Origin of the sequence: Blastopirellula retiformator, assembly GCF_007859755.1 — a bacterium.
GTDB classification, from domain to species: Bacteria; Planctomycetota; Planctomycetia; order Pirellulales; family Pirellulaceae; genus Blastopirellula; species Blastopirellula retiformator.
Genome location: NZ_SJPF01000001.1, coordinates 748,663 through 772,233, shown reverse-complemented (window position 1 = coordinate 772,233; position 23,571 = coordinate 748,663). Strand labels below are relative to the sequence as shown.

Genomic DNA, 23,571 nt, shown 5'->3' with positions numbered 1-23,571 from the left:
GGCAATGCTGGCAGCATTCTGCTGGTACTGTTATCGACAAGGAAAACGCGAAGGCAGCCGCAAAGGCTTCCACGTCGGACGTCGCCGCAGACAACGCAACCGCCGACGTTGACAACTGACTCGTGCAGGCAATCGGCATGACGCTGGGTCGCCTTCGGGCGGCCCAGCCCGCCGGTTTTCTTTAGCTATCAGGGACAGTCGGCAGCGATTCGTTTTGGTTTTCGACTCTTGTCAACTTTGGAAACGACAAGTGTTCGCGAGGGATCCGCCGCGCTCCTACATGTATTTTTCATAGCAGGAATCGCACAAACCATTATCGGCATCGCGGCAATCCAGGCATCCAACAAAGACACCCTCGTCGCCACCCATGACCTTACCGTTTGGATCAAGGCTGGTCTGAAGACTGCTGCCGATGCATTCCGCCATCTTGGTTACAGCAACTTCCGCCTTCATTCGTCCAAAGTGAAAACCGACGTTGTACTGATCATGGAGATGGGTGATCAGGATGTAGGGTTCCTTCGTACGCTCCAGAGCAGAGATGCAACTTTGGATCGAGTTGACCGCAGAAAAGTACTCCGCCGAACTCATGCGGACGTCCATCAGGTCGTTCAATAGAATCCCGTTCCTGACTCGCCTGAGCAATCTCATGGACCGGAGCATTTCCACGGCGGCACTCAGTGATGGCTGGTAGGTCAGTTGGGAGTTTGCATCTCGCCATCTGAAAATGCGATCCCACTCACTATAAAGCACGAATGAAATGAAGCGATTGCGGTACAGTTCCATGGTTTGGTCAAATGCGTGCATCACGGCTTGCTGCCGTTCATTATCGAGGTGAACCGCATCCTGGGCCGCCTTCAATACGCGCCCGCCAAGTGTGTCCATAGAAAATCCAGAGGATTGTTCGGTAGAAGATGTTGTATCAATCACGTTCGATTCTCCTCGGAGTTTAGATTTGAATACAGTTGAAAGGTTGACAATTCTCTTGGACCAGACGACACCCAAGCTCGAATTGGCGAAAAGAGTTTCGTGTAACGGCCATTTTCTGCGAAAGCAACAATGTCCAGCTCGATCTCAAATGAGCTAACCCATCGCACAAAAACGAGTTATGCAACCTCGCAGAAAAGTTGAAATAGCAATCGTCGTATCCACAACTATGCCGGTTTCAATCAAGCGAGAAACTACAGGTTCTGAGAAACCTCAGCGTGTGATTGAGCCACCTTAGCAACACCTAGCAGCCCGTTGAACTATTGGGTTGTTTGACTTGATGATTTAAATGCTGAGGACGATGTGTGGAGTTTTTGCGAAGCTCGACCGATGGTGTTCTCGGCGTTTTAATAGCAAAGAGGGACTGCATGAGGCGACGAAGGCCGTCCAACACGAAAAACACGCGGCCAAATCGGCCGCAGGGCCTCCTTGCAGCACCCGCGGCTTGCCGATTCCGAACAATCGACGCATCATCACTCCCAAATTTCTCGCTGCCGTCTGAATCTGATAGCGTTTGTTGATTTTCTCGAGTCCCCTGAGCCAGGTGCGTCGGGCTCCCCCCGTTTCGCATACGTGAGCGAAACTTCGTTCAATCATCTCGCTGCGTTGGCGGCTCAGCTGTCGACCCCGCTCGCCTTCCACGCGGCGACGGTTGTTGCGATAGTTGACTTGCCAGGCCGCTGGCTTGTCCGTCCAACGATGCTTCTTGCGTTTCGGTTCGGGGAGATAGGTTCGCACGTGGCAAGCGGCACAATCGGCTAATACCTGGTTGCTATGATAGCCCTTGTCCGCCACGGCGTCTTCGATCCGCTTCGGCTCTTGCTGCGAGATAATCAGAAACACTTGAGCGATCAGCAAACTCTCAAGCAGCGTCTCCGTGTCCGCTTGATCGGCCTGATAAACCGTCGCGGCCAACAGCAAATCACTGTCAGCATCGACCACATGCTCCGCTTTATAAGCCAGGTGCGTGCGGCCGTCTTTCATCTTCGTGATCCGGCTGTCCGGGTCCGTCCGGGACCCCCACTCCTTGTTGCTCGCTTTCTTATCCTTGCGGTTTTTGTCGAACCGCCGAAGTTCCTCCTCCGTCGGTTCGTCGTCTTCACCGATCACGCCGGCTTCTTGCATCAAGCGTTTCAAATAGGCTTGCCAATCTTCGCCAGTGTCTTTGCGGACGATGCTCTTCATGGCCGCGTTGGCTTCCAGGGTCGTGGAGTCGACGAGGGCCGTCCGACCCACCAACAACCGATGCTTCTCCGCCACCGCCAGAACACAGGCGAAGACTTGCTCGTGAACCTCCAGACTCAAGCGGTCGCGAACCCGCGTGAGGCTGGAATGGTCGGGCGTGGCTTCTTTCAAGGTGTAGCCCAGGAACTGTCGCAGTGAGAGCGAATCGCCGCACCGCCAGGCAATCCCGCGTTGGCTATCGATCCCTTCGAAATAGCCCACGAACAGCATGCGGAAATACACGCCCGGCGGAATTACAGAGAGCACCCTACGAAACACAGCCCAGTTGACGTGCCCCCTTTAACCGAGTCCACCCGGAATTATAGGATTTCGGGTTGGATACAATTGAAGGAGGCACAATCATGCCCACGATTCGACACACACCAGAACAGATTATTGCCAAGCTCCGTGAAGCAGAGGTTCATCTTTCGCAGGGATTGACGATCCCTCAGGCCAGCAAGAAGCTCGGCGTTTCCGAGCAGACTTATTACAAGTGGCGGAAGGAATATGGCGGCGTTCGGACTGGCCAAGCCAAGCGACTCAAGGACCTGGAAAAGGAGAACGCCCGTTTGAAGAAGTTACTCGCCGAAGCGGAGCTGGACAAAGCGATCTTGAAAGAAGACGCCTCGGTGCTGCTTCGCAGCTTGTCTCTTCAATTCCTTGTCATCATGAATTCTTTACACTGTTCACAGCCAAAAGCCCGAACGGGCTGCCAACCAAACGACGCCGGACGGTGAATTACGTGCGTGACGCCCTGGGTCACGAATTGGTCTCGGAACGACGAGCCTGCCGTGTCCTGGGGCAATCCCGTTCCACGCAACGTCGAGAACAGCACATTCCCGATGATGAACCTCGTCTGGTGAAGGAGATGGTGCGGTTGGCCACGCAGTATGGTCGGTACGGATATCGACGTATCACTGCGATGTTGAGAGAGGATGGCTGGAGTGTGAATCACAAACGGGTTGAACGACTTTGGAGACGAGAGGGACTGAAAGTGCCTGAAAAACAGCCAAAACGGAGACGATTGTGGCTCAATGATGGTTCGTGCGTGCGTCTCAGGCCGTGTTACAAAGATCATGTTTGGAGTTATGACTTCGTGCATTGCCGGACTCATGATGGCCGGGCTTTCCGGATGCTGACATTGATCGATGAGTATTCGAGGGAATGCCTGGCGATCGATGTACGCCGCAGACTCAACAGCGAAGATGTTCTGGAGCGTCTGAGCGACTTGTTTGTGACACGTGGTGTTCCCGATTACATCCGCAGCGATAATGGCCCAGAGTTTACCGCCAAGCGAGTTCGGTGTTGGCTGAAGCAGGTCGATGTGAAGACGCTGTTTATTGAGCCCGGTTCACCGTGGGAAAACGGCTACATCGAATCGTTCAATGGGAAGCTCCGGGACGAACTGCTGAACCTGGAAATATTCGACACAATGACCGAAGCACGGGTGCTGATCGAACGCTGGCGGAAGGAGTACAACACGATCCGGCCGCATAGCTCACTGGGCTATCGGCCACCGGCACCAGAATCGACTCAGCCTCGTTCGTTCCCTGTCGCTACGCTCCAGGGAACGCCCAAGGCTGAAAAAAGCGAGACTCTCTATTAAACTGTGGTATCACCCGTGGGGGCACGTCAGTTCCGACGCCGGGCTATGTTATATTCTTGCATTACCGTCTTAGGTCAAAGGTAGGAGGTCTGTCGTGAATGAGTTCGACTCCTGCTCATCACTACGCAATTGCCCGACTGGGGTTGTCGAAGTGTGGTACGTGGACACAAACAGACTCGACCTGGCTAATATTATCGACACTTACTGGCAGATCATCACGCCGGAAGAACGTGCTGCGGTTGAAAGATTTCGCTTGCAGCATTTACGCGTCGAGGCGCTCGTGGCGCGTGCACTTCAGCGATGGGTTCTGTCCCAATACGCTCCAGTAAGACCTGCGCAGTGGCGTTTCGCGAAAGGCCCGTTTGGTAGACCCTATGTCAAAGTGCCAGCGGTACCTTGTCCGTCATTCAATCTGTCCCATTCGCGAGGAATGGTTGTTTGTGCCGTTTCATCAAGCAAGAGTGTTGGAGTCGATGTTGAAGACGTCACGAGTGATCTGGACATCATGGATCTCGCCAAACGCTACTTTGCACCTCCTGAAGCCAATGATGTCATCCGTCAGCCACCCGAGTTTATGAGTGATCGATTCTTCCGCTATTGGACACTAAAAGAGGCATATGTAAAGGCTACCGGGTTCGGCCTCTCGCTCCTGCTGGATAGTTTCGCCATTGAACTAAACGATAGCGTGCCGCCCAGGATCAGCTTTTACGGCCGCAGATGCCGAGGTACGTGGCGATTCGCTGAATTGTCGTTTCCAGGCAGATATCATGTCTCGATTGCCGCGGACTCAGACTCTGAGCACTTTCAGGTCATCGCACGCGAAGTAGTTCCATTCAGCAAAGCTCTATCTACCACGATCGAATGCTGTAGCAATAACCTTTGGTTTGCCGTGTCAAACGGATGATCCTGCGCGTCCTGGGTTGTCCAGATGTCAAGCATCTACGGCCGTGATGTGGGGCGCAGGCCAAACTGAAGGGTGAGCGTAGGCGTCTACGTATCTGTCGAAAAACCGACTGGGCCAGCCATTCGCGCATCCCGGTGTCACGACCGGAAGACGATGATATACAAATCCCGGAGTGTTGCTACGACGAGTCGCCTCAAATCGTTTCTCGCGACCAAACAGATTGGTGACTGGATGTTTCGTCCTAAGAGTCACGTGCATGACGTCTGGCACACCAGAAGCCACAGATGCGCAACGTTTGGTCGAACATCAGCTGCTTGCATTCCATCATCTCCACATCCGGCTTACGTTGTCGCATTTCGAAGTTGGGATGCAAATGCCGACGAGTTGTCGGTTGATTACCGCAACGTACCATGGGACAATTCGACTCGCCGTCCAACAGACGCAATCGCTAGCAAGATGTTGCGAGTGGACTTCTGTCGAGTCAGCTTGGCACGCTCACGAGTGCAAAACGTCGAGACCATTCGCACCACTCGCGGCGTTTTGGCGGATTGACGAACACCGCCTGCAGTTAGCCCTAAAACACAGCCTTATGTGGACAACTCAAATATCACCCCAAGCGGCCATCGGAGACTCTCGTGGCAGAGGAAGAAAAGCACTCGCTCCTTGAATGTTGGGCCTCAGAGAATACCTCGCCCCCTATTGTAGGTGTGTTTCGTGTTCTAGACGAATTTGATCGCTGTCGACTCGAACGCGCTGTTCAAACTGTCGCCTCACGGTACCCCATTCTGATCTCACGGAATACTGGCCGTGGGCGAGCAGATAGTCGAGATCAGTGTGTTACTGATTCGGCCTTCGTCAGCGAATTGCCCCGCTCCCGACCTACTCCACCAGGGGTAGCAATGGAGCATCAGAGTTTCGAAGTCTATTTTTCTCAATCTATACTTTCTTCGCATTGGGAGCTCTCTATTTCGTTGCCAAGTGCAAAAGGCGATTTTCAGACAGTCAGACTAATTGCCAAGGAGATTTGTGCGATCTTCAGAGGTGAGGTTCTGGAGCAAAACGGTCTACAGTACTCTGATTTTGTTGAATGGCGGAAGCAACTTAATCAACTAGAGGGATCCGAAACGGGCAGGAGATCATGGGATTGGTTCAACTTGCCGCTTTTCCATGAACGCGAGCAAGGCAATCTCACTCCTACCCGATCAGAGATCGCTTCAGCTAGCCAGATCCGACATGCAGAGCATGTTATTGACGGTCAACTCGACTCTCAGCTTGGTTCCGCAGTTACAAAGATTCGGATAACCCACGAAACACTGTTTTTCGGCATTTGGAGTTTTCTGGTTTCGCAAGTATATGGTGTCGGTGAGGTTGGACTTCTGGCCAACGGGCGAACCTACAAGGAACTAAACAGCGTTATTGGTCCTCTTTCAAAGTATATTCCGGTTCGGTCGTGCAACGCGAAGTCAATCGAATTCAGAGAGTGGCTTCAGACTTGTGAGTTGGAACTAAACCGGTCGAAGAATCTTCAACACTTCTTCGACATGGACAGAGTTCTCGATGGAACGGGATCAAGATACTTGCCGTACGTTTTCGAGTATCATGATTGTCGTGAAGATGCCGATTTTGTATTGAATCTTTGTGGAATCATAGACAAGTTCGATTTACGTCTCACAGTGCTTCACTTCGAGAGTTCATTTCGGCTAGAAGTCACTGGTGCGAATGATCTTGCCTCGCAAAACGACTTAGACCGACTACTGGTTCAATTTGAACAAGCTCTTTCACATAGCATCAATTTCGCCGATTCAAATCGATCTCAGTTCGAGGTCTTCGCGGGAGTAGAGGCCTGCTCGATCAGGCACGGATTGGCTACCAAAGAAGAGACGAAGCTTTTGCACGAGCTTTTTGAAGGTGCAGCAGATAAATTTGGCAATGAAATTGCGATCATCCAGGGTGATCGTCAAATCACGTTTGAAGAGCTCGAAGCATTCGCCAATTCAATTGCGCGCGAACTCATTGATGACGGATTACAGACGGAGGAATGTGTTGGTGTTTCCTTATCGAATCCGGCGACGGCAATTGCGATGATGCTGGGGGTGATGAAGGCCGGCGGTGCTTACATGCCGATCGACGATTCCCTTCCAACCGAGCGAATCGCCCGAAGCCTTGCTGCCGCAAATTGCCGCAGGATTGGTCAACCCACATCTTCAACGATTCCGTCGGTTCTCAAGATCTCGAAAACGCATGTTTTTCAGTGGACGCATTCCGAACCTCGGTTGGATCGACCGAATCAGCTAATTTCGCCTAATCATTTGGCGTATGTCTTGCTTACTTCCGGGTCAAGTGGCACTCCAAAACCCGTCATGATTTCGCATGGGGCAGTGGCCAACTATTTGCGATGGTTTCAAAACGAGTGCCAAGGTACTTCGGGACACGGGTCAATATTGGTTGGCTCTTTAGGATTTGATCTTACCGTCACTTCTCTATTTGTACCACTGATCACAGGTGAACCAGTCACCATTCCGACTCGCATCGATTCAATCGAATGCATCGCCGAGACGCTTGGAAATCGCAACTTTCGTTTCATCAAGATGACGCCTAGTCATCTGTGCGCCCTCTTGTCGCTAACCCCGGCGAAAACACTGGCCTGCAACACGAACCATTTCGTTTTGGGTGGCGAGCCGCTCCATTGGCATCACGTTCGCGATTTGGTTCAACTCAACAAACAGCTAAAAATCGTCAATGAATATGGCCCCACCGAAGCGACCGTTGGCTGCAGCAGCCAATCGATTCAGGGGACAAGTGAAGGACGAATACCCATTGGGGACGCAATCGCAAACACGTCGATCTACATACTCGATTCGATGGGTTACCCCGTGCCTCCTGGTGTTTTGGGCGAGTTGTATGTCGGAGGCTTATGTGTCGCTCGCGGGTACTTGGCAGATCCGGCGCGGACGGCGGAATCATTTCTTCCCGATCCGTTTCGAGGAGAGGCTGGGGTGAGGATGTATCGGACGGGAGATTTGGTCCAACGTTCCCCCTCCGGCGAAATCGAGTACTGCGGAAGAGCTGACAACCAAGTCAAGGTTCGAGGCTATCGTATTGAGTTGGAGGAAATCGACTCGGCGCTTCGACAGATGCCCCCATTTGTCGATGCTGTGAATGTTGCTGTAAACGATGCGGCAGGAATCACCCGAATCGAAGCGTTCCTCGTTCCGAAGAACCAAGACACGGAATTTCAAATTACTCAAGAGGAGGTGGTTCGTTTCTTGAGCGAGCGTCTTCCGCACTACATGATTCCGACGAACTTTCGTGTCATTGCACGAGTTCCCCTTACCAAGTCAGGAAAAAGTGATCGAAACCAGCTCGCCGAAATGTGTGCACCCTCCAAGGGCGGAGCAGAACCTGTCAGCGAACTCGAAGAAGAACTAATCGAGATTTGGAAAGAGGTTCTGGATACCAGTCTCGTTTTTGCCGATTCCGACTTTTTCGCAATCGGTGGCGACTCCATTCGCGCTCTTCAAGTTGTTTCGCGATCTGCAAGACAAGGTATCCAATTCTCGTTAGCGCAGTTGATGCAGTTTCCCGTATTGAATGAATTAGCGGCGCAAGCGACGATCGATTCAACGGCACAACAAGCGGTCGGGCCGGGCGAACTTGTTCCACATCTTCGCCTGGGAGAGTTCGAGGACGTTTACCCGCTGACCTCGATGCAGGAAGGCATGCTTTATCACCGTGAACTCGACCGAAGTGATCCAATCTACCACGATGTTGTGAGCTACCACTTGCAAGCACCAATCGACGTGGAATCGATGGAGCTTGAAGTCATCAAGTTGTTTGAGCGTCACGAAGTGTTGCGATCCTCATTCGACATGAGTTCCGATCCTCCCACGCAACGGATTCACAAATCGATTGATTGTCCATTTGAAGTGTTCGATCTACGAGACGAGAGCTCGGACCGACAACAGCAAGTCGTCTTGGAAGCATTGGACCGCGAGCGTGAACGAGGTTTTAACATCAACGTTCCTCCGTTGGCACGCATCATCGTTCACATTTGTGATTCTAGTCGGTTTCACCTTACATTTAGTTTCCATCACGCCATCCTTGACGGTTGGAGCGACGCAACACTGATCACCGAATTGGCGGAATCGTACCTCTCTGGAATGCGTGGCGAGCAGTTGCATACACACAAATGCACAAGCCATCGATTCGCCGATTTTGTCAAGGAAGAAATGGTTGCGCGTAAGCGTCAAGACTCCGAGGAGTTTTGGCGACAAAAGATCTCTGACGCTCCGTTCGCGAGGCTGCCGCGATCGCGATGGCGAATGGGACACGCCCTCGTCGCCGAGGGGCAACACCACACTGTCGAAGTTGATATTCCAAGGCTAATTTCGGAGAAGCTTGAATCACTGAGTGAACAAATCAAGACTCCGATGAAGAGCACGCTTCTGGCATTGCACTTCAAAGCTTTGTCGGTGCTATCGGGCATGAACCGAGTTAGTTCTTGCGTAACAGGAAGTGGTCGCTGGACGATTCCAGGCGGTGACGCGGTAGCTGGGCTCTTTCTTAACTCGGTGCCCATTTCGCTTGATCTTTCAAATTGTTCGTGGGCGGATCTCGCCAAACGGGCATTTGACGGCGAACAGGAGGCGCTTTCGCATAGCCTGTTTCCAATCGCCGATATCAAAAAGATGTTTCCCGACTCGCCTCTTTCGGATGTCATCTTTTACTTCACGCACTATCACGTTTATCAGCGATTAGATCGATTTCCCGAATTAGAGGTATTGTCCAACGAAACCAAGGAGACAACGAGTTTTAAGCTTGTCGTTAGCTTTCGCAAAGATATCGACGAGCATCGGATTCGACTTCTACTTACCTATGACAGGTCAAAGATCGCTGACTCGGAAATCAATGCGTTAGCTGAAACTTACCGATCGATTGTAGAGGCAGCCGCCAACGACCCAATCGGTCCGCACCGTTCGATCGGACCGGCCGAGTGCGGGCTGCTTCCGAAAGTTCATGATGATTCCAACAGTGGATCCGGTCATGAATTCCAACCCATTCATGAACGATTTCGTTGTCTGGCATTGCAGCATCCGGACAACATCGCCGTAGTTTCGGAGACTGAACATGAGGTGACGTATTCAGAAATCGAACGGCAGGCGTGCCAGTTTGCACGACAATTGACGCTGGCAAAAATCGGTCCCGAAGGCCGAGTCGGTTTGTGCCTTCAGCCCACAAAGGATGCAATCGTTGCAATCTTGGCAATTTGGAAGGTGGGAGCCGCATACGTACCGATCAATCCAGACGAATCCCCCGCAAGAAAGAGTTTCATCCTGGACGATGCGGGGTGCCAACATGTCGTAGTTGACGATACGTCTGCGTCGGCTTTTGAATCGAATCTGGAAATCGAATTGATATACGCAGGTGATTTTGACCGTTTTGATTCGGCTCGTCCCGCCAGTGGCTTCAAACCCACGATACACCCGCATTCGCTTGCTTACATCATCTACACGTCGGGAACATCGGGTCGGCCCAAAGGCTCGCTGACAACCCATCAAAATCTTTCAAGCCTTGTTCTATCCGCACTTGAACAGTTTGATGTGGGCACCGATGACCGCTGGACGCTATGTCATTCATTGAGCTTCGATTTCTCCGTTTGGGAAATATGGGGCGCGTTGATTTCCGGTGCCCGGTTGTTGGTGACGTCGCGTTGGAAGGCTCGTTCACCCGACTTGCTGGCAAAGTCAATTTCAGACCAACAAATCACCGTTCTCAATCTGACTCCATCGGCTTTTGAATCTTTGGTCAGCCACTTACACGCCGAAGGAAGCGAGGCAATCACCTCGCTTCGGTACACCATCCTGGGAGGAGAGACGCTAAAAGTCCACTCATTGGCGAAGTGGTTCAAGCTCGCGAGACCCAATCGTGCGCGAGTCATTAATATGTATGGAATCACTGAGACGACGGTCCATGTCACCTTTCATGAAACAGATGAAAGCGATTCTTTTCGCCAGTGGGGAACAAGAATTGGGTGCCCCATCAAGGGTCTTTGCTGCTACGTTTTGTCTGACGAAGGAATGGAACTTCCCGTTGGCGCGGTTGGTGAGTTATACGTTTCAGGTCTGGGTGTTTCTCTGGGGTATCTTGGCCGTCCCGACTTGACGGCCAGCGCGTTCGTACCGGACCCATTTTGCAACGAACCCGGCGGACGGTTGTACAAAACCGGAGATCTTGCATCGAGATTATCCGACGGGAGCCTTCTGTATCACGGCCGGAGTGATTTGCAGATCAAAGTAAACGGATACAGAATTGAACCGCAAGAAGTCGAACGAGCGATCGAACAAATCCCAAATGTGCTTGCCTCTGTCGTGCGCACCGCCCAAGTCAATGCCGAAGATTCGACTCTCGTCGCGTTTTACGAAACCAAGGACCAGGCGCCGATCCCCGGCAAGTATCTGAGGGAAGAGTTGGCGGCTTCGTTACCGCCCTATATGATCCCTTCGGCGTTTTCACATCTACCCGCGATACCGCGCACCTCAGGCGGCAAACCGAATCGCAATTCATTGGCTCAGTTCTCTGCTCACCTACAGAACGAAGATCTTGGCACGAATGAAAAACTGTCCGCGACCGAAGAAATCGTTGCCGGTATTTGGCAAGACGTCTTAAGCGTTTCAAACCTGACAGCACAGTCTCGGTTTTTCGAAATCGGAGGTCATTCCATTCTCGCAGCGCGTGCCATTGCACGCATCCGACGCGCACTCAAGGTGGACGTTCCGCTGCGAATGCTCTTTGAGAACCAATCGGTTCGAGAGTTTGCAGGCAAAATCGACCACCTAAAAGACTCCAATTCCGTCGAATTCGATTCGTTGCCGTTGATTACACCCGACGTAGAGCGCCAGTTCGATCCGTTCCCTCTGACCGACATCCAGCAAGCCTATTGGGTAGGACGCGAGAAAGGTATGTTGCTTGGAAACCTTCCTGCGCATGCCTACCTCGAGTTTCAATCTACCGATTTGAAGACCATTCGCCTGCAGTCGGCGGTCAACTCGCTAATTGAACAACACGGAATGTTGAGAGCAATCATTCTGCCCAACGGAAGTCAGAAGATTCTTGCAGAAGTTCCCAAGTACGAAATTAGAGTCACAGACTGCTCAAGTCTCTCCGAGAACGAGGCCCAAAAGTTCCTTGAATCGACTCGCCAAGAAATTGGCCAGCAAAGTTTCGATACAGCCCAGTGGCCTCTATTTGAAGTCCGAATCACGCGGCTTTCCGACAGAATCTGCCACATCCATCTCAGCATTGACCTACTCATTGTTGATGCCGACAGCCTTGCGATCCTAGGAAGGGATTTGGAGGCCTTCTACCTTGATGAAACACGCAAACCGCGACGACCATCCGTATCGTTTCGAGACTACGTTTTGGCCGAACGCGCCTTACGGCAAACTCCGTTCTTTCAATCTTCACGTGACTATTGGCTGAAGAAGCTTCCAAACCTTCCCTCGGCGCCAAAGCTGCCGCTGGCCGGTGATCTTGAAAATCTTAGTTCGACAGCTTTCCAGAGACGTAATCACACGTTAGATCATGACCTCTGGATCGCACTGAAGAAGCGAGCTGCGCTATCAGGCCTAACGCCTTCGGGATTCTTGCTTTCGGTGTACGCGATGGTGCTTTCGCGATGGAGTGAAAGTCAGTCATTCACCATCAATGTCACGACGTACAACTGCCTTCCACTTCACTCGGAGTTGGAAAACCTGGTAGGGGATTTCACCTGCTTGACCCTCGTTGCTATTTCAAATCAGGAACAAAGTTTCCGTTCCGAGGCGCAATCCATCCAACAATCTTTCCTCGATGATCTTGATCACAATCTGTTTAACGGCGTCGAAGTCATGCGAGCGCGTGCTGCCATGCTTGGCAAGTATGAGCCCATTCCATTTGTATTTACCAGCACGCTTCCGCTGCACTCCAGAGAGCAATACCCTGATCGATCGCCGATCGGAAATTTGATTCACGGAATCACTCAAAGTCCGCAGACGCTTTTGGATCACCAAGTATCAGAGGATGATCGCGGGCTGGGAATAAGATGGGACCATCTCGTCGAGGCGTTTCCTGCTGGGATGATCGATAAGATGTTTGAGGAGTACATCCGTTCGCTTAAACGACTGGCGGAAGACGAAAGTGCTTGGGACTTGACGGCGGCGGAACTGATTCCGGGATTTGCACTGCAAGCGAATCAATGTGACGATGCTGCGACGGGAAGGCTTGAGGAACCGATTGTTGATTGGGCGCGACGCACCCCAGACGCAACAGCGGTGATTGCGCAAGATCGATCGTTAACTTACGGGGAGTTGCTGGCGTTTGCCGATTCGATTGCCCAAAGCGTCACGTCAACTCACACGACCAATAGCAAACTGGTTGGCGTTCTTTGCAAGCCCGGTTGGAAGCAGGTCGTTGCAATCATCGGGATTCTTCGAGCGGGTTTCGCCTACCTTCCAATTGACAGCACACAACCCAAGGAGCGAATCAAAAAGATACTTCAGATAGGAGAGGTGGATACGCTGGTCACGATGTCTGAGCCGGATGATCTACATTGGATGCCGGCGGACGTTCGCCTTGTGCAAATTCAAGACAAACCCGCGAGCAAGGCCAACTTCGTTGCGAAAACATCGGACTTCGATGTTGCCTACGTGATGTTTACGTCGGGATCAACGGGTACGCCAAAGGGCGTCATGATGGATCATCGGGCGGCGCTGAACACCGTCAACACGATTGTAAAGCAGTTTGGTATTTCATCGAACGACCGCGTCTTGGCACTGTCGTCGGCGAGTTTTGATCTGTCGGTGTTTGACATTTTTGGGATACTTGGGGCAGGCGGTACATTGGTGTACCCAAATGCAGATCGTCGCAAAGACCCCGCGCATTGGCGCGACTTGATCAATCAATTAGGCGTGACGGTCTGGAATACGGTTCCAGCGATGATGGAGATGCTTCTCGAATGCGACGACGAGTTTGCGTTGGATTCCAGCCTCCGACTAGTGTTTTTGAGCGGTGATTGGATTCCACTGTCATTGCCCGATCGCATCAAGTGTCACAACGCGTCAGCACGGGTGATTTCTTTGGGAGGCGCAACCGAAGCCGGTATCTGGTCCATCTTCTTCGAGATTGGAGACATCGATTCCAAGTGGGTAAGCATACCCTACGGAACTTCGCTCGAAGGGCAAGTCGTCGAGGTATTGGATGAAGACCTGAAGCCTTGCCCACCGTGGGTTAGTGGAATGATTTACATAAGCGGTGCTAGTTTATCGTCTGGGTATTGGAATGACCCTGTCGCCACCGAACGCAGTTTCATCACGTCTTCTGACCATCAACGAACCATCTACCGGACAGGAGACTTGGGGAGATACCACGCCGATGGCACGATCGAGATCATTGGACGTGAAGATGATCAGGTGAAGATAGGCGGCCACCGAATCGAACTCGGCGAGATCGAACTGGCTCTTCAAAGGATTCCAGGTGTGACAAGCGCGATCGCACGCGTTGTCGAGAGGAACTCCCGAAAATCGATCGTCGGCTATATCACTGCTAGCACCTTGGCCGACAAGCCGATTGATGGGTTGAGCATTTCTGACCGACCGCCGATCTCGCTCCACGCCGATACGGGCAGTCACCGTCAAGACAATAGGATTTGCCGGCGAAGTCACCGTACTTTCGACTCGTCACCTTTGACGTTAAAGCAAGTCTGTTCGCTGCTGGAACCACTTGCGTGTAACAAGCAAGATGGACATTGGAAGTATCGCTATGCGTCGGCAAGCGGACTGTATGCGGTAAGTATATTTATCCATCTGAACGGCCAGCAATCGGACACTCTGACCGATGGAGTGTATTTGTACGACCCCAAACAACACCAGCTCTGCTGGCGGAGCAGTGGCTCGTCGATTTCTTCGAGCATCCATTGGCCCGAAAATCGACCGGCCTTTGATTCAGCAGCGATGACGATCTACTTTGTCGCCGATATGAATCGACTCCGTGCAAAATATCGGGACGCGGCTCGAGACTTTGCGCTACTTGAAGCTGGATTGATGACACAGCTGGTCGACTTGGCCGCTGAGAAATCGGGACTAGGAACTTGCCAAGTCGCGAGCGTCGACTTCGAAGTAATTCGCAGTGATTTCCGTCTAAACGACGGCGAGGCGTTTCTTCATTCCGTATTTTCCGGAATGCCCAACTCGCATGCGACCAAACCGACAACATCTGTTGTCACCAAAAGCGAACTTTTCAACGACGTATCGGAAGAAGTCTCCCGCTACTTGCGCGAAACGCTACCCGATTACATGAGGCCAGCTTGCGTGCTTCAGATGAGTTCGTTTCCCGTGACTGCCAATGGCAAAATCGACAGGTCCACACTGCCGATCCCCAGCGATTTCGACGACCGTTTCTATTCCACGTTGGACACCACCGACTCCAACACGGATTTCCAACGCGCGGATTTCCACCACCAAATGATTTCAGATATTGTGAACAAGCATCTTGGAACGTCATCCCTCGATTGGACAAGGAACTTTTTTGAAGCGGGCGCCGATTCATTGACACTTGTCCGGATTCATCGCGAAATTCGTCACGCTATGGGGATCGATTTCTCCGTCGCCGAAATGTTCAGCAACCCCAGCATTCGGCAATTAGCCAAGAGGCTTTCAGAATTAGGCTTGTCCGATTTGGGATCGAGCGAGGAAGAAAGATCGCAACATCGAGTCGGCCGTCGAGCACAGTACAGGAAACAGCGCGCATTGGAGAACAACAAACGCAAATCCTAAAGCTCGGCGATGAGTTCGCAAAGCATGCGAAGGCTGTCAATAATGCTTTCCAATGGTGGGCCAAAGTCAACAAGACAAGCGATTTCGTCGACACCAACATCTTCCAGCGTTTGAAGGACTTTGCCACAAGAATCGATCGATCCAATAAGCGAGGCGTCTGCAAAAAAATTGTCGATTGCCCGATCCAAAATTGGCTGCACATCGTGAGGCGACGCCTCGCTCAATCGCGCCGAAAGGTCATGATCTGGAGATGCACCCAATTCCAGACTCGACAGCAGATAATTCTGCAGCTCATTTCTTGCTGTCCGCAACGCATCCGTTGCATTAGTTGACAGAAGGCAATGCAGCATTACCGTGACGATGCCGGGACCGGAAATAGCATTTTTCGCTCGTACCTCTCGGTACAACTGAATCTTTTTACCCAGTTCGTCGACACTCTGCCCGATGAGCGATGTCAGCACGTTAACCCCCAACTCACCCGCTTTACGGAAGGTTTGTACGGTGCCCGCGGACGTCAACCAAATTGGAATCATTTCCTGTTTTGGTCTCGGGTAAACTCTGACCTCCGTCTCTTGACCGTCCACACCGTTTCGAATTACGGATTGCCCCTTCCAAAGACTCCGTAATTGGTTGATCGCGTCGTAAGCGATGTGGCGCCGTTCTTTGTAATTCTCAGGGGCGAGCACGAAATCTTTTGAATGCCAACCCGAAGCGCACGCCAGCGCTGCCCTTCCATTGGAGATTCGGTCTACTAGCGCCCAATCTTCCGCGATGCGCAACGTATCATGCAGCGGTACCACAACGCTTCCGCCGCGCAATTCGATTCGGGTAGTGCAACCCGCCAGCGCCGCAGCAAGGACGGCTGGATTGGGATAGGAAGCACCAAAGGAGTGGAAATGCCGCTCGGGTGTCCAGATGGCGCGGAACCCGTTTCGATCCGCAAACTGCCCGAGTTTTAAGATTTGATCGTAGTCGAGCGAACTGGATTGGCTATTCTCGGCACCGAACAGGAAAACGCTAAATTCCAATTTCCTTGTGTGGTCGTCTACCAATCTCGGGCTTAACGAATCATCGGGCTCAGGAGCTTTGCCAAGTTTGGCTAGATAGAGTCGCCGTTTTTCTGGGGAGAGTCGAGCAAGACGTTCATCAAGGTTCACCTATGACTCCCCTTCTTCTCGATCGAACCCAATTCAGCCTGAACATCTTCCGCAGACATGCTCTCGATTTCGTCCATTAACGCTAGTTCTTTTTCGATGCGATTCTGTTCTATCTGAGAACAAAGATCACGTACGGTTCGGTGCTCGAAGACCCAACCAATCGGGATGTCCGACTGGGTCGTGTCGCGAATGCGTGACACGAGATCAAGCGCCAGCAGTGAATTCATTCCAAGTTGAAAAACATCCTGATCGTCCAGAATCGAATCAAGCGAAAGCGTATCCGCATAAAGCTCACACAATGTTGAACTTAATTGCCGCGTCCCCAGCCTGGGTGTTGGCCTCACCGCAGAAACCTCATCGTCGCGGCTCGGGCCAAGCCTTGTCAGTGCTTCGTCATACCATTTTGCAGCTTGAATTGGGTCCTGACGTGTCACGAGCGATTGCGAAAATCGACCACTAATTGCGATCTCGATCATCTGAATCGCTTCTTCGGTTGAAATCCCATGGGTGCCACGGCGCTGCTTCAGTTCACGGAGAAGCTCCGGGTGTTGCTTTAGCCCCTCGTCCAACCATGACTCTTCTTGCCAGGCATCCCAATGGATGCAGCAGACCGGTGTATCGGCGGGTTGATTTTCGCGCTCAGCAAGCGCTCCAAGAAACGCGTTGGCAGCGCAATAATCGGCCGCACCAATTCCGCCATAGATTGCGACGCTGGAAGAAAACAGCGCTACGAAGTCTTTGGCCGAGAATCTGCGTGCGGCTTTGATCACATTCAGTGCCCCGGTCACTTTTGGCTCAAGGACACTTAGCATCGATCGTATCGATTTTCTTTGAACGAAACCTCCAGCAGGTGTTGCCGCACAGTGAAACACACCATCCACCGAACCGTACTTCGAAAATCCGGTGGAAAAAGCGGTTTCGAGAGAGTCAAGATTATTGACATCGGCGACCACGGCAGAAGCTTGGCCGCCCAATAAAGCAAGTTCTTCACAACGTTGTTCCGCATCCGCGATGTGCCGACTTGCAAGCAGCAGCCTAGCTTGAAAATTCTCGGCGAGGTACTTCGCGATCGAATATCCAACCGTCCCAAAGCCACCCGTGATGAGATAGGCACCTTCTCGACGGAAGACTTCACCATTTGAATTGGAAGCACCATCGATCGTGAAAAAAGAACGTCGAAAAACTTGTGTTCCACGAATTGCCACTACGCGATCCTCGGGCGGATTCAGTGCGATTGCAATCGCGCGTTTGCAACAATCCGATGTCGTAATGTCCGTCACATCCACAAACACGCAACGGAACCGTTTGTCTTCCTGAGGAAGCACTCGACCAACGCCTTCCATAAGAACGTTCCAAGGGCGGCAGGCTTCCGTGCCAACAACCTTGAACGTGTTTGACGCAATCACGCAAATCCGAACTTGGTTGGAAAAACCATCAAGTGCTTTTGCAGCTCGAACAAGACTCACGAATCCTTGGTCAGTCGACCGAAAATCTTCTCGGCTCCAATCAAATACGATCATTAACGGCTTTTGGACTGATGAGTTGCTAAGCCGGGAAAGCCCTTCTTCGTCCAGTGACCGTAGGACGGTCGCGGAGACTTCGAGTTCTTGAATCTGGCTGACAAGTGTTTCATTCTCGGCAGGCGAGACAAGAAACCATTCAAAAGTGTCAGCGTCAGACAAATCCAGTGCAAACCAACGGTTGCTACACTCTTGTTGCCAAGCTGGAACACGGACCTTCAATTCCGCCGGTTCTTCCTCATCAAGATCCCGAGCTCTTTCACGGCTCGATGGACTCGACGAACGAGGCGGATCGATCTGGGCGGGGGATTCCGAAAGATCCTTGACGGGTTCGATCCAAAACCTTTGCTTTTTGAACGGATAAGTAGGTAGTGGAATTCGTCGTCGTGAATGACCTTTGTTAAACATGCTCCAATTGACAACCAAACCCGACTTCCAAAGTACTCCCAACGTGTTGAGCAGGTTGTCAAATGCGTCACCGCCGGGTTGAATCCCCGCCACAGCAAGTCTCAATGGACTTGCGGCGCAACAGGTAATGGGAGGAAACGATTCGCCTTGAACAATTCTGCTAACGCCATCCACCAATGAAAATTCGCCTGTCAAGACCTTCGCCGCAACGACACCCGTTCCGTCCGCTTCAAAGTGAGAGGCGTTGACCGACCACGAATCCCAGAGTCGAGCAAGACTCCACAGCGAAACGAAGCTCAGAAGTCGCTCGGAATCCCGCCAGTCCGAAACTCCGATTGCCTGACTCGCATGCTGGACTTCCTCGAGAGATTGTCGGATCGACGGTTCCCGCATTAGATGCGCATCGGCAACCAGCGATACATCATCTTTCTGTGACAGCGAATAGACGACATGTTCTGTCGGACGGTCGACTTTGTTGGGTGAAGCCGGTGATGTCAGTTTTGCGATTGCATCGGTGACACTATCACAAACGACAACATTTCTGAACGCCTGGACTCTGCGTCCGACCTGCAGCGTGAATGCAACGTCGGCTAAATCTGTGCTGGGATGATCGCTTAACCAATCTGCCAATTGGTTTTGTGCCAAGGTTAATTGATCTTCTGACGCGGCAGAAATAGGTATGAGCTGGGTTGGTCGCGCACTGCTTGACTGCACCTCCCTGCAGGGTGCTTCTTGAACGATCATGTGCACATTCGTTCCACCCATTCCAAGTGAGCAAACGGCGGCCCGCCGCGGCGTACTGGTCGATTCGGTCCACTCAACCGGTTCGGTCTCAATACGAAATGGAGTTTGGGACAGCTTGAGTTCTGGATTTGGCTGTGAGTAATTGGCGCATCGAGGAAGCTGCCGTTTGCACAATGCGAGAATCGTCTTCACTAGGCTTGCTACGCCAGCGGCGGCGTCCAGATGCCCAATATTGCTTTTGAGGCTGCCAAGCCGAATTGCAGTCTGTGATTTTCCGTAAGTTTGAGCCAGCGCGGCGATCTCGATTGGATCGCCCAATTGAGTACCTGTTCCATGTGTTTCGATATAGTCGATTGACGAAACATCAATGTCGGCGATTTCGATCGCCTCACGAATTACACGTATATGTCCATCCACCCCGGGCGCGGTAAAGCCGACCTTGTTGGCGCCATCGTTGCTGACTGCCGAGCTCAGCACGACGGCCAGGACGTTGTCGCCATCTCGAAGCGCTTCATCCAACCTCTTGAGCACGACCACGCCGCAACCGCTTCCGTAGGCAGTGCCTGAGGACGAGGCATCAAAAGCTCGGCACCGCCCGTCATTCGAGAGGATTCCGCCTTCCTTGGGGACGTAACCGGCGCGCTGCGGTAGTCGAATCGAGACTCCGCCAGCGAGCGCCAAGTCACACTCAAACTCAAGAAGCGATCGGCAGGCGAGATGGGCCGCAGTTAGTGATGTCGCGCAAGCCGTTTGAACGGTAACACAGGGACCATTTAATCCGAGCAAGTACGCAACCCGGGCGGTCAAGTAGTCCTTGTCATTGGCAACCAGGAATTGAAGACCATCGACTTTTTCCTGAAGACTCGTCGGAACACGACCTCTAAAATAAGTGCTCGGGCCCATGCCGCCATAGATTCCAACCGTTCCATCAAATTGAAAAGGGTCATATCCAGCGGACTCAAGAGCCGTTTGCACTGACTGAAGAAATATACGGTGATGCGGATCCATTATTTGGGCTTCGGTAGGCGATATCCCAAATGCGTTCGCATCGAAGCAATCAAAGTCGTCGAGCAAAAAGACTCTTCGGACGTAATTTTGCGGGCGGATTCTTTTCAGCGGCTCTCCGATGTCGATAAGGTCGCTTTCGGACAACTGCGTACTGCTGTCTCGACCCTCTTCGATGATTCTCCAAAGCGACTCTACATCGGATGCGCCCGGGAAACGCCCTGCCATCCCGATGATCGCAACCTCTGTGCCCTGACCGGACATCGCGCACCTCCTATCGGTGATTCAGGTTCCAAGCAAAGCAGCTATTTCATGCGACGGCTGCGATTCGCTACAGAACTCCGCCATCGATTGTCCATTGCCTGTTAAGGCAGCCGGATCGGCGTCGTAACTTAGCAGCAGTTGAACGCCGCGCAAATCGTTTTCCTGGACCGCTAGATGAATTGGAAAGAGGCCGGTGATCTCGGCCAGATTAATCGGGGCACCATGTTGAAGCAGGATTTCTGCGGCACCATATTTTTTGCCGGCGATTGCGGCATGCAGCGGGGTATTGCCGTGATCATTCTTTGATCGAACGTCTACATTGGCACCTCGCTTGATCAGGTGCTCAACAACTTCGTCGTGACCAAAGAATGCGGCCAGGTGAAGAGGCGTCCAACCGTCGTCAGACCACACATTCACATCTTCGGATGCCTTTGACTCCAAGTCGATAAGCCTTCCTGTCGCGGCTGCGTCAAAAACGTCCAACTCCTCCAACTGGCCTAGAAGCCACTCCAGAACTTTGACTTGGCCGTTATAAACAGCCGTACGGACGGGCGATACACCCGATGACTTTTCAGTCAGTAAGCTCGGATTCTCGACCGCCGTTATCTTGACGCTTTCCAAGTCACCTGCGGCAATTGAAATGAGGAAGTCTTCAGTCATCATTCTTGTTCAACTTCGTAACATGGACAATTCTTGACATTGTATCATTGTTGCCCTGTCCCATCACTTGCGGACAGCTGAGAAAATGATCACAAATTTCTCAGTAGGCGAATGAGCGAAAAGAATAGCGGTAGCCGCAAGCCATCTTACAGTGGAGAGTTTCTGCGAGATGCGCTGCGGGTTGTGGTAGAAAGATATCCATTGTGCAGATTGTGAGAGTGGTGGGCGTCAATGTCAACAGCCTCAGTCGCTGGCATGCCACGTTGGCACCCGATCCAGCACCCCGCGGCGGACAACCGTAGAGGAACGTCCGCGATACGTATTGCGACGCCGTGCCCCAATATGGCGTCAATCCAAAGGGAGCTATATCGCGGACTGAAAGGGCGGCGCCGCACGGCAGTGTTGTTCAGCGATACCGCGATTCTGACCTAAACGCCCGCTGCGAGCCTTCTGGTCGAATGTCGGCAAACCGGCCAAGATGTCCGTCAGTGGCAGCCGCCGAAAGTCCGCGCTGTACGGCAGTCCATGTCGGTACGGGCCGTTGCATTGCCGTGGCCGTCACTCGCTGAAACGGTGAGTCTTGGAGCAGGCACTTGGAAACGGTTCGTACTTGGCGAGGCTGGAACTTCGTGTTGTTCATTGACCGCGGTTCACCCCACACCGCCAAAGCGAGTCGAGCGCTGGCTATGGATCTGAACATTGAATTGGTTGGCTGCCCACGGCGTGCGCGGAGTTGAATCCAGTAGAGGACATCCGGAGATGATTAGAAGGGACAATCCTCTGCAACCGCCATCCCGACGACTTCGCGGACGCCAATACAGTGCTGACAGCCCTGCAAGAAATCACTCCAAAACAAACCAGCACCGAGGCGCGAATCCTGTCACAACACTTCTGGGGGGTGCAGTCATCCAAGTAGCAGGGTTTCACGGTTGTTTTTGCGATGTTGATCCGTCAGTCGCTGGGTTATTGGCCCATGATCGTCGGACGCCCTGAATTGCCGATCCCAAATTGAACTCCACAACCCGCCCCGCAACGCCGTCCGCAAGTCCACGATGTGCTGTCCTGTCGAGCGGTTCCACCGCATGCCGGATTGCTTCATCCGCTGGTTGAAGATCACTTTGCAGCCCGCCTCGGTGATCCCGCTTCCGATCGGCTCGCCGGCACGGCGGCACGTCGCGAAGTCCATGTGTTCACGATAGTTCTTCAAGTAACCGATCGCCGAGTCGTAGTCTTTCTTGGTTCCCGTCAAACCGCGTCGCCGCTTCTGCTGGGCCGCGCTCTGAATCACCCGCGTCACGCCGCCGAGCTTCTCGCGGAGCACTCGCCGCTGCTTGGCCGCCCACGCCGAGGCCTCTTCCCCCGAGCCAAACAAGGCACATGCCAACTTAGTGACATACTCGCAGGCGTGATAGAAATCGACGCCCCAACTCCACTCCAGCCGCTTGCCGCTAACGGGATGCACCATCGGCGCGAGCACCTCGCGAAAGTAAGCTTGCGGATGACAACCGGCATCGGTGACATAGCGCAGCTTCGGCACATCATCGCCCAGGCCCGTCTATACGCCGCGGATCACATGCGTCAGCCGAGCAGTCATGGTGGGCTGGTCGGCTTCGGGCATCTCGCCCAGGTAAACCGTGCCCAATCGATTTCGCGAGCGATCGTACACGGCCAGCGTGCCGCAACTCGCCTCCTCCCAGCAGGGCCGGGTTTGCACCAATACGCCGTCGCGGCCGACTTGCAACAGTGGCTCGTGTTTTCCCTCGCTTTGACGTGCTTGTTCGATCAACTCGATCAGGCGTTCGATCGCCGCCTGGTCATGATGCGTGCGAACCCGCTCCGCCAGATCAGCGACGACCCGCCGCAGCGTGCCCACGCCGGGCTTAATCGCGAAGCGTTCGAGGAGGACCTCGAGCGCCGCTTGCTGCGGCATGTCGGCCGCCAGTCGTCCGGCGAATTCGGCCGCCGCGGGAGTCATGCGGCCGGCGAACAATCCCAAGCGCAAGTCCAGCGGCGCGATCCCCGCCTCGCCCGACTCGACATTCTGGAAGAACCAGCGGCGGAAGGTGATCTGGCCGAAGCGAGTGTCGATCGTCTTCTGGGTCATCCGGTTGCGGCGGTAGGATTGTCCTTGCCAGACGATCCTGGTTGGCGCATCGGCGGCCCGGTCCGATTCGATGTCTCGTATGGCGACTTGCAGAATCACGCGGCCGATCTCCCGCAGAATGCGCTCCAGTCGCCGTTCGAAGCGATCGGTCGAGCGAGGTGAAAGCTCCTGCGTGGAAAAACG

General features: G+C 52.9%; 11 protein-coding genes (1 of these 11 only partly in view). 3 read left to right on the top strand and 8 right to left on the bottom strand.

Annotated features, from left to right (window positions below; genetic code table 11):
- The 3 genes from Enr8_RS25220 to Enr8_RS03110 all read right to left on the bottom strand — a co-directional run.
- Positions 1-139, bottom strand: partial view of a hypothetical protein gene (locus Enr8_RS25220; RefSeq protein WP_186767405.1) — the 5' portion only. Its footprint begins 266 nt before the window's first position; the window shows 139 of its 405 coding nt (coding positions 1-139); the start codon lies at positions 137-139; the stop codon falls past the left edge of the window.
- A 137-nt stretch (positions 140-276) separates the two neighbouring features.
- Positions 277-927 carry a hypothetical protein gene (locus tag Enr8_RS03115; protein ID WP_146429153.1) on the bottom strand — a complete coding sequence of 217 codons (651 nt, stop codon included), beginning with the start codon at positions 925-927 and terminating at the stop codon, positions 277-279.
- A gap of 342 nt (positions 928-1,269) precedes the next feature.
- Positions 1,270-2,487 carry a transposase gene (locus Enr8_RS03110; RefSeq protein WP_222434785.1) on the bottom strand — a complete coding sequence of 406 codons (1,218 nt, stop codon included), beginning with the start codon at positions 2,485-2,487 and terminating at the stop codon, positions 1,270-1,272.
- A gap of 83 nt (positions 2,488-2,570) precedes the next feature.
- Here Enr8_RS03110 and Enr8_RS03105 point away from each other — a divergent pair.
- The 3 genes from Enr8_RS03105 to Enr8_RS03095 all read left to right on the top strand — a co-directional run bounded on the left by Enr8_RS03105 (position 2,571) and on the right by Enr8_RS03095 (position 15,526).
- Positions 2,571-3,814 (top strand): IS3 family transposase gene (locus Enr8_RS03105; RefSeq protein WP_390620147.1). Its coding sequence is split into 2 segments (ribosomal slippage): positions 2,571-2,835 and positions 2,835-3,814, totalling 1,245 coding nucleotides; the frame shifts between segments, so codons are not numbered across the junction.
- A 94-nt stretch (positions 3,815-3,908) separates the two neighbouring features.
- Positions 3,909-4,718, top strand: coding sequence for a 4'-phosphopantetheinyl transferase family protein (locus Enr8_RS03100; RefSeq protein ID WP_146429151.1), 810 nt, complete (start codon positions 3,909-3,911; stop codon positions 4,716-4,718).
- A gap of 899 nt (positions 4,719-5,617) precedes the next feature.
- Positions 5,618-15,526: a non-ribosomal peptide synthetase gene (locus Enr8_RS03095; RefSeq protein ID WP_146429150.1), complete on the top strand. Its 9,909-nt coding sequence runs from the start codon at positions 5,618-5,620 to the stop codon at positions 15,524-15,526.
- Here Enr8_RS03095 and Enr8_RS03090 read toward each other — a convergent pair.
- The 5 genes from Enr8_RS03090 to Enr8_RS03070 all read right to left on the bottom strand — a co-directional run bounded on the left by Enr8_RS03090 (position 15,523) and on the right by Enr8_RS03070 (position 23,487).
- The gene (locus tag Enr8_RS03090; RefSeq protein WP_146429149.1) at positions 15,523-16,683 is read right to left on the bottom strand and encodes a MupA/Atu3671 family FMN-dependent luciferase-like monooxygenase; all 1,161 of its coding nucleotides are present in this window, start codon (positions 16,681-16,683) and stop codon (positions 15,523-15,525) included. The two genes, Enr8_RS03095 and Enr8_RS03090, sit on opposite strands and share 4 nt — an antisense overlap.
- Complete coding sequence (locus tag Enr8_RS03085; protein WP_146429148.1) at positions 16,680-20,624, bottom strand: type I polyketide synthase; 3,945 nt, start codon at positions 20,622-20,624, stop codon at positions 16,680-16,682. Before Enr8_RS03085 ends, Enr8_RS03090 begins: the two co-directional genes overlap by 4 nt.
- 21 nt (positions 20,625-20,645) lie before the next feature.
- Positions 20,646-21,287 (bottom strand): ankyrin repeat domain-containing protein, encoded by a 642-nt coding sequence (locus tag Enr8_RS03080; RefSeq protein WP_146429147.1) that lies wholly within the window; start codon positions 21,285-21,287, stop codon positions 20,646-20,648.
- 901 nt (positions 21,288-22,188) lie between these two features.
- Positions 22,189-22,821, bottom strand: coding sequence for a hypothetical protein (locus Enr8_RS03075; protein ID WP_146429146.1), 633 nt, complete (start codon positions 22,819-22,821; stop codon positions 22,189-22,191).
- 18 nt (positions 22,822-22,839) lie between these two features.
- The gene (locus tag Enr8_RS03070; RefSeq protein WP_146429145.1) at positions 22,840-23,487 is read right to left on the bottom strand and encodes a hypothetical protein; all 648 of its coding nucleotides are present in this window, start codon (positions 23,485-23,487) and stop codon (positions 22,840-22,842) included.
- Positions 23,488-23,571: the final 84 nt, after the last annotated feature.

What these genes read in the sequence shown, in the direction of transcription:
- Enr8_RS03080 (WP_146429147.1), bottom strand. Translation starts at nt 21,287, where the DNA reads ATGATGACTGAAGACTTCCTCATTTCAATTGCCGCAGGTGACTTGGAA.
- Enr8_RS03095 (WP_146429150.1), top strand. Translation starts at nt 5,618, where the DNA reads ATGGAGCATCAGAGTTTCGAAGTCTATTTTTCTCAATCTATACTTTCT.
- Enr8_RS03085 (WP_146429148.1), bottom strand. Translation starts at nt 20,624, where the DNA reads ATGTCCGGTCAGGGCACAGAGGTTGCGATCATCGGGATGGCAGGGCGT.